Origin of the sequence: Streptomyces sp. NPDC057702 (assembly GCF_042799315.1) — a bacterium.
Lineage (GTDB): Bacteria > Actinomycetota > Actinomycetes > Streptomycetales > Streptomycetaceae > Streptomyces.
The window spans coordinates 109,972-122,560 of record NZ_JBHVJC010000020.1 but is presented as its reverse complement, the minus strand read 5'-3'; the positions used below and the strand labels follow the sequence as shown (position 1 = coordinate 122,560).

Annotated in this window: 10 protein-coding genes; 6 read left to right on the top strand and 4 right to left on the bottom strand. The window is 74.6% G+C overall.

Going from position 1 to position 12,589, the window contains the following annotated elements:
- The first annotated feature begins 265 nt into the window (after positions 1-265).
- Entirely contained in the window at positions 266-2,416 is a 2,151-nt protein-coding gene (locus ACFVFR_RS17395; RefSeq protein WP_383702418.1) for a transglycosylase domain-containing protein, read from the top strand.
- An 87-nt stretch (positions 2,417-2,503) separates the two neighbouring features.
- Here the strand turns inward: ACFVFR_RS17395 and ACFVFR_RS17390 are convergent, their stop codons facing one another.
- Both ACFVFR_RS17390 and ACFVFR_RS17385 read right to left on the bottom strand, forming a co-directional pair.
- Entirely contained in the window at positions 2,504-3,847 is a 1,344-nt protein-coding gene (locus ACFVFR_RS17390) for a hypothetical protein (protein ID WP_383702351.1), read from the bottom strand.
- A gap of 45 nt (positions 3,848-3,892) precedes the next feature.
- Positions 3,893-4,747 carry an aminoacyl-tRNA hydrolase gene (locus ACFVFR_RS17385; protein WP_383702349.1) on the bottom strand — a complete coding sequence of 285 codons (855 nt, stop codon included), beginning with the start codon at positions 4,745-4,747 and terminating at the stop codon, positions 3,893-3,895.
- A gap of 114 nt (positions 4,748-4,861) precedes the next feature.
- Between ACFVFR_RS17385 and ACFVFR_RS17380 the strand changes: the two genes are divergently transcribed.
- Together ACFVFR_RS17380 and ACFVFR_RS17375 are read left to right on the top strand one after the other, a co-directional pair.
- Positions 4,862-5,815, top strand: coding sequence for an ATP-binding cassette domain-containing protein (locus ACFVFR_RS17380; RefSeq protein ID WP_383702347.1), 954 nt, complete (start codon positions 4,862-4,864; stop codon positions 5,813-5,815).
- Positions 5,812-6,480: an ABC transporter gene (locus tag ACFVFR_RS17375; RefSeq protein ID WP_383702345.1), complete on the top strand. Its 669-nt coding sequence runs from the start codon at positions 5,812-5,814 to the stop codon at positions 6,478-6,480. The genes ACFVFR_RS17380 and ACFVFR_RS17375 overlap by 4 nt, the downstream gene beginning before the upstream one ends.
- A gap of 12 nt (positions 6,481-6,492) precedes the next feature.
- Here ACFVFR_RS17375 and ACFVFR_RS17370 read toward each other — a convergent pair whose 3' ends face one another.
- Both ACFVFR_RS17370 and zapE read right to left on the bottom strand, forming a co-directional pair.
- On the bottom strand, positions 6,493-7,893 hold the full coding sequence (locus ACFVFR_RS17370; RefSeq protein WP_383702343.1) for an alkaline phosphatase PhoX: 1,401 nt from the start codon (positions 7,891-7,893) through the stop codon (positions 6,493-6,495).
- 201 nt (positions 7,894-8,094) lie between these two features.
- Positions 8,095-9,171, bottom strand: a complete 1,077-nt coding sequence (zapE, locus tag ACFVFR_RS17365; RefSeq protein ID WP_383702416.1) for a cell division protein ZapE — start codon at positions 9,169-9,171, stop codon at positions 8,095-8,097.
- 115 nt (positions 9,172-9,286) lie between these two features.
- Here zapE and ACFVFR_RS17360 point away from each other — a divergent pair, with 115 nt between their 5' ends.
- The 3 genes from ACFVFR_RS17360 to murC all read left to right on the top strand — a co-directional run bounded on the left by ACFVFR_RS17360 (position 9,287) and on the right by murC (position 12,444).
- Positions 9,287-10,105, top strand: coding sequence for a pyrimidine reductase family protein (locus tag ACFVFR_RS17360; protein WP_383702341.1), 819 nt, complete (start codon positions 9,287-9,289; stop codon positions 10,103-10,105).
- Between the two features lie 146 nt (positions 10,106-10,251).
- On the top strand, positions 10,252-10,719 hold the full coding sequence (locus ACFVFR_RS17355) for an indole-3-glycerol phosphate synthase (protein WP_383702414.1): 468 nt from the start codon (positions 10,252-10,254) through the stop codon (positions 10,717-10,719).
- Positions 10,720-10,941: 222 nt separating this feature from the next.
- Entirely contained in the window at positions 10,942-12,444 is a 1,503-nt protein-coding gene (gene murC, locus ACFVFR_RS17350) for a UDP-N-acetylmuramate--L-alanine ligase (RefSeq protein WP_383702339.1), read from the top strand.
- Positions 12,445-12,589: the final 145 nt, after the last annotated feature.

The following is a 12,589-nucleotide window of genomic DNA, read 5'->3' as shown; positions in this document are numbered from 1 at the left end:
ACAAGGCGCCATAGAGTCGGACGGTTGTGGGCGGTGCGGATCGGTGCGAGTGCGCGCCGTGTTCGCCGCGTCGCCTTCGGGACGTAGGAGAGACGTGCGTATCGGGAAGCTGTTCGCCGCGCCCAGGGCGCGACGGTCCGGGGAGCCGGCCGGCGCGGGCGGAGCCCACCAGCCGGGCCCGACGCCCGCCGTGCCCGACCCGTCCACCGGGCCCCACCAGCCCACCAGGCCCCGCCAGTCCACCGGGGCCGACGACGACCACACCATGGCCCTGGGCGTCGTCACCCCCGGCGCGGCCCGTCCCGAGGGCTCCCGCCTCCCGCCCCGCCCCCCGACGGCCCCCGCCGTGCCGGACTCGGCGCCCGACGCCACCGGGGCGGGCGCCACCGCCGGCGCGGCCACGCCGGCCGGACGCGCCGCGAGCGGTCGGGGACGCCGACGCAAGGCCCGACCCCGGCGCGGCCTGCCGCTACGCCGCCCGCGCGTCGACTACCCGCGCGCGGGCCGGCGCGGGGTGCGCCGCTGGGTGCCCTCCTGGCGGCTGTCGCTCGGGCTGTTCCTCTTCGTCTTCGCCACGCTGAGCTGCGTGGTCGGCTACGCGTACTCGCAGACCGAGATACCCGACGACCTCAACGACTTCGCCACCCAGCAGGACAACGTCTACTACTGGGCGGACGGCACCGAGATGGGCCGCACCGGGCAGGTCAGTCGGCAGGCCACGGCCCTCAAACGGGTGCCCGAGTCCGTGCGCTGGGCCGTGCTCGCGGCCGAGAACGCCTCGTTCTACTCCGACAGCGGGGTCTCCCCCTCCGGCATGTTCCGGGCCGTGACCCGCATGGTCACCGGGGGCGATACGCAGGGTGGTTCCACCATCACCCAGCAGTACGTCAAGAACGCCTATCTGAACCAGCGCCAGGACCTCTCGCGCAAAGTCACCGAGATGTTCATCGCCATCAAGCTGGACAAGAAGATGAGCAAGGACGAAATCCTGGAGGGATATCTCAACACCAGTTGGTTCGGACGCGGCACCTACGGAATTCAGCGGGCCTCCTACGCGTATTACCGCAAGGACGTGTCCGAGCTGACCGTGAGCGAGGGCGCCTTCCTGGCGACGTTGCTCAAGGGCGCCGGAATGTACGACCCGCACGTGAGCGAGGCCAACCGCCGCCGGGCGGTGGAGCGCTGGGAATGGGTGCTCGACCGTATGGTGGAGATCGGCAAGCTCTCCCGCGCCGAGCGCGAGAAGATCACCCAGTTCCCGGAGCCGCGCCAGCCCCCCAAGCCGGTGGGCCTCGACGGCCAGACGGGATATCTGGTGGAGACCGCGCGCGCCTATGTCGCCGCTCACACCGACATCGAGCCCGCCGACTTCGACCTTGGCGGGTACCAGATACGCACCACGTTCGAGAAGCCGAAGGTACGGGCGCTGACCACCTCGGTGGAGAAGGTGCGCGACGGGCTGCGCCCCAAGGACCGGGAGGCCGACCGGCAACTCCACATCGGCGCCGCCTCGGTGGAGGCCGACGGGCGCATCGTGGCCCTGTACGGCGGCCCCGACTACGTCAAACAGGGCTTCAACGACGCCAACGCCTCCAACGTGCCGGCCGGCACCTCCTTCTCGCCCTTCGTCTACGCGGCGGGACTCCAGGAAGGCGTGCTCAAGGAACGCGGCAAGAGCAGGAAGCCGATCACCCCGGCCGCCGTGTACGACGGCGACGACAAGGTCGCCCTCCAGACGCCGGAGGGCCCGTACTGGGATCGCGGCGGCAAGATCGTGCGCGCCCGCAACGACGGCGGCAAGTCCTGGGGCGACATCAGCCTGCACCAGGCGGTGGTGAACTCGGTGAACACCCCGATCATGCAGCTCGGCATGGACGTGGGCCTGGACCGCGTCCGCCGCACCGCCACCGCCACCGGCCTGCTGCCCAGCAGTTTCGGCGAGCAGGTGCCCGGGCTCTCGCTCGGCACGGCCAAGCCCAGCGCCATCCGCATGGCCAGCGCGTACGGCACCTTCGCCGCCCAGGGCGTACACACCGAGCCGTACTCGGTGACGCACCTGACCCGCAACGGGGACGCCGTGTCGCTGGACGTGCCCAGTGGCAGGCGGGCGCTGCGCGCGGACGTGGCCGAGGCGGTGGACGGGGCGCTCAAGGACTCGCTGCGCACCGGCGCGGCGAGCGCGGCGGGCGGGGTCGGCAACAACGCGGCCGGGAAGGCCGGCACGGCGCAGGACCGCACCTCCGCGTGGTTCGTCGGCTACCGGGACGTACTGGCCACCGCCGTCGCGGTCAGCCGGCTCGACCCCAAGACGCACGAGCTGCTGCCGCTGGACGGCGTGGGCGGCGACCCCACGGGAGCCAAGGGGACCGGCTATCCGCTCACCATCTGGCGCGACTACCTGCGGGCCGCGCCCTGACCCGGACGCGCGACGGGCGGCCCCGCTCCCCGCGCGGTCGCGGGACGCGGGGCCGCCCGCACGCTCACCCGGGGCCCGTCGGCCGCGCTACTTCAGGAAGGACTTCCAGTCCGGCGACTGCGCCGGGTCCAGTCCACGGAGCTTGGCGAGCACCTTCGGGTCCTGGGCGTCGAGCCAGTCGGCGAGCTGCTTGAAGGACACGCAGCGCACCTCCTTTCGCACACACGCCTCCCGCATCACGTTCTCGATGGCCTGCATGTAGATGCCGCCGTTCCAGTCCTCGAAGTGGTTGCCGATGAACAGCGGCGCGCGGCTTCCGTTGTAGACGCGCTCGAAGCCGTTCATGTAGCCGCCCGTGGTCAGCGCGAGCCACTCGTCGTACTTCTTCGGATCACCCTCGGTGCTGTCCCCGGACTGGTTGTAGAGGAAGTTGAAGTCCATCGAGAGGACCTGCTTCTCGCTCTGGGGGTAGGGCAGGAGCTGCAACGGGAAGTTCCACACGCCGTCGATCTTCGTCGGCCAGATCTGGAAGTCGCCCGGCGAGCTCGCGTCGTAGCGCCAACCGAACGACTTGGCCGCCGGTATCAGCGTCTTCTGTCCCTCCAGGCACGGGGCCCGACCGCCCACCAGCTCCTTCGTGTAGTCGAAGGGCAACGGGTCGATGTCGGTGAATCCCGTGTTGGTCTTCCAGTTCTGTACGAACGAGTACTGCTGCTTGATCTCGCTCTTCCACTCGTCGGTGCTCCAGTCGTCGCCGCCCTTGGCGCCGCAGAAGTGCCCGTTGAAGTGGCTGCCGATCTCGTGCCCGTCCCGCCACGCGCCGCTGAGCTGACCCAGCGTGTCGCGGATGTGCGGGTCGGTCGCGAAGGATATCGCCGCGTTGCCCGGCTTGTGCTGCGGCGGTCGGTACAGGTCGCGCTTGGATTTCGGCAGCAGGTACATCCCGCTCAGGAAGAACGTCATCTTCGCGTTGCTGTCCCGCGCGACCTGCCGGAAGTGCGAGAACAGCCGGTCGTCCCCCTGGAGCGCGCCGTCCCAGGAGAACACCACGAACTGCGGGGGCCGCTGCCCCGGCTTGAGCTTGTCCGGCTTGGGCTGGTGCGGCTGCGGCCCGGTGTAGGAGGTGGAACCGTCGCCGAGCACCTTGACCTTCCCGTCCCAGGGCTCCTCCGTCGGCTTCGGCTTGCCGTCCTTGTCCTTTCCTCCCCCGCCGCCCGAACCGAGCGGCCCCGGAAGCGTGGGCCGGGCGCCGGTGGCGGTGGCGGACTCCTTCTTCCCGTCGTCGGAGTCACCCCCGGAAAGGCCGATCGCCGTCGCGGTCACGGCACACGCCGCGACGACCGCGATCGCGGTGTAAAGGACCTTCCTCGACGGCTTCGACGCCTCCCGCGACGTGCGCGCTCTACGTGACTTCTTCCGGGACGTGCTCAACTTCGCCCCCCTGGGCACCAGTACAAATGTTCTCGTGCCTAAGTATCACAGTTCCCTGGGGCGTTTCCGAAGGGCCGGGTGGTCTGCGACGATCGTGCACGAACCGGGAGCGATCTCCGTGAATCCCGCATCGCGCACCACCGGCAGCCCGTTGCCGGTCAGGTCCGCCCAGCGCTCCCGTGGCGCCGTCCGCACCGCGAGCGCGAACCCCGACCGGCGCCAGGCCGCCCGCTCCTGGCCGGTCAGCTCCCACCAGGCGAGCTGCGCCCCGTGGCCGGCCTGGGCCATCGCCTTGCCGGCCGACATCTCCAGGTCGGGGTTGAGCCACAGCACGGGCTGGCCCGCCGGTGCGGCGGCGGGCTCCCGCGGATCGGCCAGCTCGGTGCCCGAGACCTGGAGCTTGGCCAGGTCCCGGGGCCAGCCGTCCAGCGGCACCGGCGGGAAGACCCGCACCTCGGCCCGCGCGCCGGTCACCGTGATCCCGGGCAGCTCGGCCGCCCGTCGCCACTCGGCGCCCCGCGCCCGCCGCACCACCTTGCGGATGCGGGCGTCCTCCCAGTCGCGGACCAGTCGCGTCCACGGCCCGTCCTCGGCGTTCGCCCGCTCGTCGCCGAGCAGCGTGAGCACGGCGCGCGCGGCGGTCTCCAACGCGTCGGTGCGCTCCGGCGGGTCCGCCTTCTCCACCCGCACCACCAGCGGCAGCACGAACTCGACGGCGACCGGTCGCGCGGCCCGAGCCGGGTCGGCGGCGCCGGCCTCGGGCGTGGCCGGCCGGTGGGCGGCGTCGGGGGAGCGGTCGGTGTCGGGGCCCGGGGCGGGCGCGGAGCGGTCGGCGGTGGGGGCGTGGTCGGGGGCGGCGGCCGGCGAGCCCTCGCGGGCGCCGGAGTCGGAGCTGGTCACCCGCCCCAGTCTGCCAGCCCCACCCAGAACGCCCCGGGCCCGACCGGAGGTCCTCGCGGGCCGGGCACGGCGGCCCGGACCGTGACACAGACGGGTCGGCTAGGGTCGGGCCGCATGAGAGTGCCGCCGCCCACCTCCGGAACGCCCGTGATGTTGGAGGGTGTTGGGCGCCGCTACGGGCTGCGCGGCCCGTGGGTGCTGCGCGGCGTCGACCTCGCCGTGCCGGCCGGGGCGCTGCTGCGGATCGTGGGGACGAACGGCACCGGCAAGTCCACCCTGCTGCGGCTCCTCGCGGGCATCGACCGGCCCACCGCCGGCCGGGTACGCGGCCGGCCCCGTACCGCCTACGTGCCCGAGCGCTTCCCCGCCGAGCTGCCCTTCACGGCCGCCGGATACCTCACCCACCTGGGCCGGGCGCACGGACTGGACCGGCGGCGTGCCGCGCGGGAGGCGACGCGGTGGTTGGAGTACCTGGACGCGGCCGAGCACGCCCGCACACCGCTGAGCGACCTGTCCAAGGGCAGCGCCCAGAAGGTCGCCGTCGCCCAGGCGCTGCTGGCCGACCCCGAGCTGCTGGTGCTGGACGAGGCGTGGACGGGGCTGGACCAGCGGGCCCGCGCCGCACTCGACCGGGCGGTGGCGGACCGGGTCGCCGACGGCGGCGCGGTGGTCTTCGTCGACCACGACCCGCGACGCCTCGCCGGCGCGGTGGACGCGGCCTACCACCTGCGCGGCAGCACGCTGGTCCCGGCCGGACAGGCGCCGCCGGACCCCGCCGCCCCGCCCGACCGGGCGGCCGGCGGTCCGCGCGTGCGCGTCGTGGCCGAGGGCCCGCCGGGCGCCGCACCCCCGGCGGGGCTGCCCGGTGCCCCCGCCGCGTCCGAGGCCCCCGACGGCGCGACCGCGCTGACGGTGCCCGCCGCGTACTCCGACGCGCTGCTGCGCGCCCTGCTCGCGGCCCGCCCGCCCTGGCACATCCGGGCCGTGACCCCCGCGCCCGCGCCGCACCCGCCCACGGCCGCGCCCGAGGGCGCGCCGTACGCCTCGGAGGCCGACGACCGCCCGTGAGTGCCCTGCTGCGCTACCAGACGGAGCTGCTGATCCGCTCCCACCGCCTGCTGCCGCCGCTGCTGCTGTACGGCGTCTTCCTGGTCATCGGCGTCCAGTCGGGGCAGCCGATCCTCGACTCGCTCGGCTACACGGCGGCCGGCCTGCTGCCGGTGGCCGCGTGGCTGGTGCGGGTGTGTGTCACCGGCGACCCGCCGTCCGCCCGGCACATCGCCTCGGCGGCGACCAGCCCGGCCCGCGCCCATCTGGCCTGCCTGCTCACCGCGCTGCTGTGCTCGACCACGCTCGGCGTGCTGGCCACCGTGGCCGTCGCGCGGATCAGCGGGCCGCACAGCTCCGATCGCCGGGTGTCGGTTCCGGTGGCCGAGGCCACCGCCGGCGGGCTGCTGGCCACCGTCGCCTGCGCCCTGCTGGGGACGGCGGTCGGCGCGCTGTGCGCCTGGCCGCTGCTGCGCCGCCCCGGCTGGGCGCTGCTGGCCACGTCGCTGGCCGCGCTGGCGGCCCTGGTCCAGGCGCCCTCGCCGGCGTACGCCGCCGTCCACGACCTGGTCGCCGGCTCGCACACCGGCGCGGTGCCGATGCCGGTCCTGCCGTGCGTCGCCGCCGCGCTGGTCTGCGCCGCCGCGTGCGCCGTGGCCTGCGCGCTCAGCTCCCGTCGGAGCTGAGCGCGCGCGAGGCTAGCGCCAGGGCCCGGTCACGGCGAACGTGGTGCCCGGTGTGTAGCAGTTGACGTACATCGTGCGCCGGTCGGGAGCGAAGGTGACCCCCGCGAACTCGCCCCAGGACGGCTCCCGTGGCGTGCCCAGGTTCTGCCGGCCGCGCGCCACCGGGTAGACCTCGCCGCGCCGGGTCAGGCCGAAGACGTGCTGGGCGCCGTCGCCGTCCTCACACACCATCAGGCCGCCACCGGGGGTGAGGGCGATGTTGTCGGGGGACTCGCCGGGCAGCCGTACGTCCGTGTCGGGGCCGAAGACGACCACCAGGGTCAGCCGCGCGCGCTCCGGGTCGTACCGCCACACCTGGCCGAAGTGGTCGGCGGCCGAGCCCTCCGCGCCCCGGGCGTAGCTGGAGACGAAGTACACGCACGAGCCGCCCCAGTAGCAGCCTTCGAGCTTCTGCGCGTGGGTGACGCCGCCCTTGCCGAAGTCCTGGAAACGCACGGGGGTCCGGCGGGCCAGCGGGTCGGGCACCGGCACCCAGGTGACGCGGTCGAAGGCGGTGCCCGGCTCCCGGATCGCCGACAGGTCCGGTACGTCCGGCACCCGCATGGCCTCCAGCACGCCGCCCGCGCGCAGCGCACCGCGCCCGCCGCGCGGCCGGTGCGGCAGGAAGCGGTAGAAGAGGCCGAAGGGGTGCTCGAAGGCGTCCTCGGTCTCGTAGACGACGCCCCGGCGCGGGTCCACGGCGATCGCCTCGTGCTGGAAGCGGCCCAGCGCCGTGAGCGGTACGGCGCCGGTGCGCGACGGGTTGTACGGGTCGACCTCGAAGACGAAGCCGTGGTCCTTGGTGTAGCCGTTGGTCCCGGCCTGGTCCTCGGTCTCCTCGCAGGTCAGCCAGGTGTGCCAGGGGGTCGGGCCGCCCGCGCAGTTGACGGCCGTGCCGGCGATGGCCACCCGCTCGGAGAGCACCCGGTTCTCCTGGTCGAGCGCGAGGGTCGTACAGCCGCCCAGGCCCGCCGGGTCGTAGGTCAGGCCCGGGACGGCGGGGACGCGCAGGGGCGCGTCGGGCCGGTTCTCGTGGTTGCGCACGAGCCGGGTGTGCGCGCGGCCGAAGGCGGCGGGTCCGGGGTGGCCGGGGGAGCCGGGGAAGGCCGCCATGCCGTCGTGGTGGCTGGGCACCGGGCCCTCGCCCGAGCGCAGCGGGTCACCCTCGCGGGAGAGCACGCGGTAGCGGAAGCCCTCGGGCAGGTCGAGCAGCCCGTCCGGGTCGGGGACCAGCGGGCCGTAGCCGCCGGGCCCGTCGGCCGTGGGCGCGGCGGCGGCTGTGCCGGCGAAGAGCTCGGAGAGGGCCCCGGTGAAGGCGAGGCCGGCCCCCAGCGCCCCGCTACGGGCCAGCACCTGACGTCGTGTCGTGGACATACGGTGACTCCCTGGTGGCGGACAGGTGACGTAATTCGCCCGTGTGTACCACGCACCTGACCGAACGGGAACCAGCCGCGCGCACTGCCGCCGCGACCTGGCGCCAGATCCGTCACCCGCCCACACCCTCCGCCCGGCGCGCCGACCATCCACCGATCCAGGCGCGTCCGCTCGGCCCGGCGCCGGGCACCCGCGCCGGGCTCACGCCTCGATGAGGCCCTTCGCGTCCCGGGCCAGGGCCGTCAGCCGGGATATCGCCCGGAAGTACTTCTTCCGGTAGCCGCCCTGCAGCATCTCCTCGCTGAAGAGCTGGTCGAACGGTACGCCGGAGGCCAGGACCGGGACCTCCCGGTCGTAGAGCCGGTCGGCCAGCACGACCAGGCGCAGCGCCGTCGACTGGTCGGGCACGGGGGTCACGCCGGTCAGGCACACGGCGTGCAGGCCGTCGGTCATCGCGCCGTACCGGCTCGGGTGGACCGTGGACAGATGGCCGAGCAGCGCGCCGAAGTCGTCCAGGGTGGCACCGGGGGTGCGCTGGGCGACGGCGGTGACGGTCGCGTCGGAGTGGGGCGCCGGCGCGGTGGGCAGGCCACGGTGGCGGTAGTCCTCGCCGTCGATGCGCAGCGGACGGAAGTGCGCCGAGAGGCCCTGGATCTCGCGGAGGAAGTCGGCCGCCGCGAACCGGCCCTCGCCCAGCTTGCCGGGCAGCGTGTTCGAGGTGGCGGCCAGCGCCACACCCGCCTCGACTAGCCGGGACAGCAGGCTGGAGACCAGCACCGTGTCGCCCGGGTCGTCCAGCTCGAACTCGTCGATACACAGCAGCCGGTGTCCGCTCAGCGTACGCACGGTCTCCTGGAAGCCGAGCGCGCCGACCAGGTTGGTCAGCTCCACGAAGGTGCCGAACGCCTTCCGCTCGGCCGGCGCCGGCGTCGCGTGCCACAGGGAGGCCAGCAGGTGGGTCTTGCCGACGCCGTACCCGCCGTCCAGGTACACCCCGCGCGGGCCGCCGGCCGTCGCGGACTTGGTCGACCGGCGGAACCAGCGCCGGCGCCCGTCGGCCGACGCGCCGGCCCCCTCGCCCAGGCCCCGGGCGAAGTCGCGCAGCACGCGCACGGCCTCGGCCTGGCTCGGCTGGTTCGGGTCGGGCAGGTAGTTGTCGAAGCTCACGACACCGAAGCGCGGCGGCGGCACCATCTCGGCGACGAGCTGGTCGGCGGGGACACGCGGGGCGCGGGAGGTCAGCGCGAGCGGGCCCTGGTGCGTCGCCGCGCTCCCTATTCGGGAGGCGGGCTGAGAGCTGGCGGCCGAGTCGGCGGTGGAGGACACAGCCGTCCAGCCTAGTCGCTGCCCGCCGGGGTCCTGCCGGGCGAGGGACCCATGTCACACTGCGGCCATGCGACGCCTGTTCCCCCCGCCATCCGATCTGACGGACCTCGACGCGCGCACCTGGTCGCTGGACGAGCTGGCCGACGCGTACGCCTATCCGGGTGAGGCCGGCGCCGGCGACGCCGCTCCGGGCCGCTTGGGGGCGGGCCCCGGCACCGCGTCCAGGGCCTGGCTGCGGGCGAACATGGTCACCTCGCTGGACGGGGCGGCCCACCACGAGGGCCGCTCGCAGCCGCTGTCCTCCGACGCCGACATGCGCGTCTTCGGGGTGCTGCGCGGGCTGGCCGACGTGATCGTGGTGGGCGCGCGGACGGTACGGCAGGAGGGGTACCGGCCGGCGAAGGCGCGGGAGGCGTTCGCGGCCCGGCGGGCGGCCCTCGGCCAGCCGCCGGCGCCCGCCGTCGCCGTCGTCAGCGCCAGCCTTGACCTGGACTTCTCGCTGCCGCTGTTCACCGCGCCCCACACCCCCACCCTCGTGCTGACCGGGGCCGAGGCGCCCGCCGGGCGGGTGGCGGCGGCCGAGGCCGCCGGGGTCGTGGTGGTGCGCGCGGGCCGGGGCGCCCTGGTCGACGCGGGGCTGGTCAAGGAGGCCCTGGCCGAGCGCGGGATGACCCGGCTGCTCACCGAGGGTGGGCCCAGCCTGCTGGGGCAGCTGGTGGGGGCCGGGGCGCTGGACGAGCTGTGTCTGTCGGTGGCGCCGGTGGTGGCCTCGGGCGCGGCGGAGCGCATCGTCAACGGGCCGCCGCTCGCGGTGCCGGAACGATTCTCCATGGCCTCGCTCCTGGAGGAGGACGGCTTCCTGTTCACCCGCTACCGTCGGTTCTGACAATCAGCGGAATTTACCGTTCCGGTTAACTTCTGCTGGGCAGACTGGTGTCACGCGGCCCCGGGCGGGCACGCGCAGGATGGTTTCTGTGGGGCCTTGTGGGTCCAGGGAGAAGAAGGGCGTCCGTCGTGTTCACGAGCGTTTTGATGATCGAGCAGCCCCTGACACCAGCGGACGTGGACTTCGTTGCCTCGCTGCACGACGACGAGGTCTCCTTCGTCGTCCTGATGCAGCCGCGCGGCGACCAGGACCGGCTGCTGCGCGCGATCGACGACGTGGCACTGGGGGAACTGGAACGGGCCGTCCGGGAGGCCGAGACGTCCGAGGGGCAGGCCGACGGCCAGCCCGCCGAGCGCGCCCTGGCCCACTCGCTGGACGCGCTGCGGGCCACCGGCAGCGAGGCCGTGGGCCAGATCGTGGAACGCCACCCGCTGGACCTGTTGCGCTCGGTGGTGGAGGAGACCGGGGCCGACGAGGTGATCGTGCTGACCGCGCCGCACTTCGTCGAGGAGTTCTTCCACCGCGACTGGGCCTCCCGCGCCCGCCACAAGGTCGGCGTCCCCGTCCTCAAGCTCTTCTCGCACGCGGCGGACGAGCCCCCCGAGACCCGCTAGGGCCGGGGCCCGTCCGCCACGGGCCCGCGCGCGCCCCGTCCCGACGCGGGGCGCGCGGCGCGCGGGCGCGGGGCGCGGGCGCGGGGCGGGTGCGCGCGGCCGGGGCCGGGGGTGTCGGTGAGGAGTGCGAGAATCTTGGCCGGGGGCCGGCGGCAGCGGCGGCCCCGGACCAGATCGGCGGCCCCACCGGGCCGCCCACGGCTACCACCAGGGAGAACCGCGATGGCACCGGCGGGCCTCGGCTCCGAGAACGCAGCGCGGCGCGAAGCGGCGGCCCCCGTGGCCCCGGCCGCGGCGCCGAGTGGGGCCGGCGCCCCGGACACCACCGGTGCGTCGGCGGCGGGGGACGCGCTGACGCGTCCGCACTTCATCGGGATCGGCGGCGCCGGCATGTCCGGCATCGCCCGCATCCTGGCCATGCGCGGCGCGAAGGTCGCCGGCAGCGACGCGCGCGAGTCCGACACGGCGCGCTCGCTGCGCGCGCTCGGCGCCGCCGTGCACATCGGGCACGCCGCCGAGCACCTGGCGACGGACGCCACCGGGGTCGTGGTCTCCAGCGCCATCCGGCCGGACAACCCGGAGCTGCGGGCGGCGGCCGAGCGCGGCATCCCGGTGGTGCACCGCTCCGACGCGCTCGCCGCGCTGATGACCGACCGCCGCGCCATCGCCGTGGCCGGCACCCACGGCAAGACCACCACCACCTCGATGCTCGCGGTCTCCCTGACCACCCTCGGCGTCGACCCCTCGTACGCCATCGGCGGCGACCTGGACGCGCCCGGCTCCAACGCGCGGCACGGCGCCGGCGAGATCTTCGTCGCCGAGGCGGACGAGAGCGACCGCAGCTTCCACAAGTACGCGCCCGAGGTCGCCGTCATCCTCAACGTGGAGCTGGACCACCACGCCAACTACGCCTCGATGGACGAGATCTACGAGTCCTTCGAGACCTTCGTGGGCCGTATCCGCCCCGGCGGCACGCTCGTCATCGCGGCCGACCAGCCCGGCGCCCGCGAGCTGACCAGCCGGGTGCGGGGTCGCGCGGGCCTGACTGTCGTCACCTACGGCGAGGCCGAGGACGCCGACCTGCGCGTCGTGGACGTCACCCCGCACGGCCTGACCAGCGAGGTCACCGTGGTCCTGGCCGACGGCGAGCGGCTGACCTTCACCGTCTCGGTGCCCGGCCGGCACTACGCGCACAACGCGGTCGCGGCCCTGGCCGCGGGCACCGCCATGGGTCTGCCCCCGCGCGAGCTGGCCACCGCGCTGGCCTCCTACACCGGTGTCAACCGCCGCCTCCAGCTCCGTGGCACCGCCGGCGGCGTGCAGGTCATCGACTCCTACGCGCACCACCCCACCGAGATCGCCGCCGACCTGGAGGCGATCCGTGGCGGCGCCGGGGACGGCCGGGTGCTGGTGGTCTTCCAGCCGCACCTGTTCAGCCGCACCCAGGAGCTGGGCGCCGAGATGGGTCAGGCGCTCGCACTGGCCGACGCGGCCCTGGTGCTGGACATCTACCCGGCCCGGGAGGACCCGGTCGAGGGCGTGACCAGCGCGCTGGTCATCGACGCGGCCACCGCCCGGGGCGCCCGGGTGCGGGCCGCGGGTGACCGGGAGGCGATCCCCGAGCTGATCGCGGGAATGGCCGGACCCGGTGATCTGGTTCTCACCATGGGCGCGGGCGACGTCACGGACCTCGGTCCGCGGATCGTGGCCCACCTGGAAGGCTGACCTGCGGCCGGGCCCCCCCCCCCCGGCGGGGGGCCGGGGGCGGTGAAGGGGGGGGGTGGGCGGCCCCCGCCCGGGGGAGTTAGGCCCCCCCGGCCGTGGCGTCGGGGGGCTCCCCCACCCCCCCCCCCCCCCCCCCGCCGGCCAC

What these genes read in the sequence shown, in the direction of transcription:
- ACFVFR_RS17395 (WP_383702418.1), top strand. Translation starts at nt 266, where the DNA reads ATGGCCCTGGGCGTCGTCACCCCCGGCGCGGCCCGTCCCGAGGGCTCC.
- ACFVFR_RS17380 (WP_383702347.1), top strand. Translation starts at nt 4,862, where the DNA reads ATGAGAGTGCCGCCGCCCACCTCCGGAACGCCCGTGATGTTGGAGGGT.
- ACFVFR_RS17370 (WP_383702343.1), bottom strand. Translation starts at nt 7,893, where the DNA reads ATGTCCACGACACGACGTCAGGTGCTGGCCCGTAGCGGGGCGCTGGGG.
- ACFVFR_RS17360 (WP_383702341.1), top strand. Translation starts at nt 9,287, where the DNA reads ATGCGACGCCTGTTCCCCCCGCCATCCGATCTGACGGACCTCGACGCG.
- ACFVFR_RS17355 (WP_383702414.1), top strand. Translation starts at nt 10,252, where the DNA reads ATGATCGAGCAGCCCCTGACACCAGCGGACGTGGACTTCGTTGCCTCG.
- murC (WP_383702339.1), top strand. Translation starts at nt 10,942, where the DNA reads ATGGCACCGGCGGGCCTCGGCTCCGAGAACGCAGCGCGGCGCGAAGCG.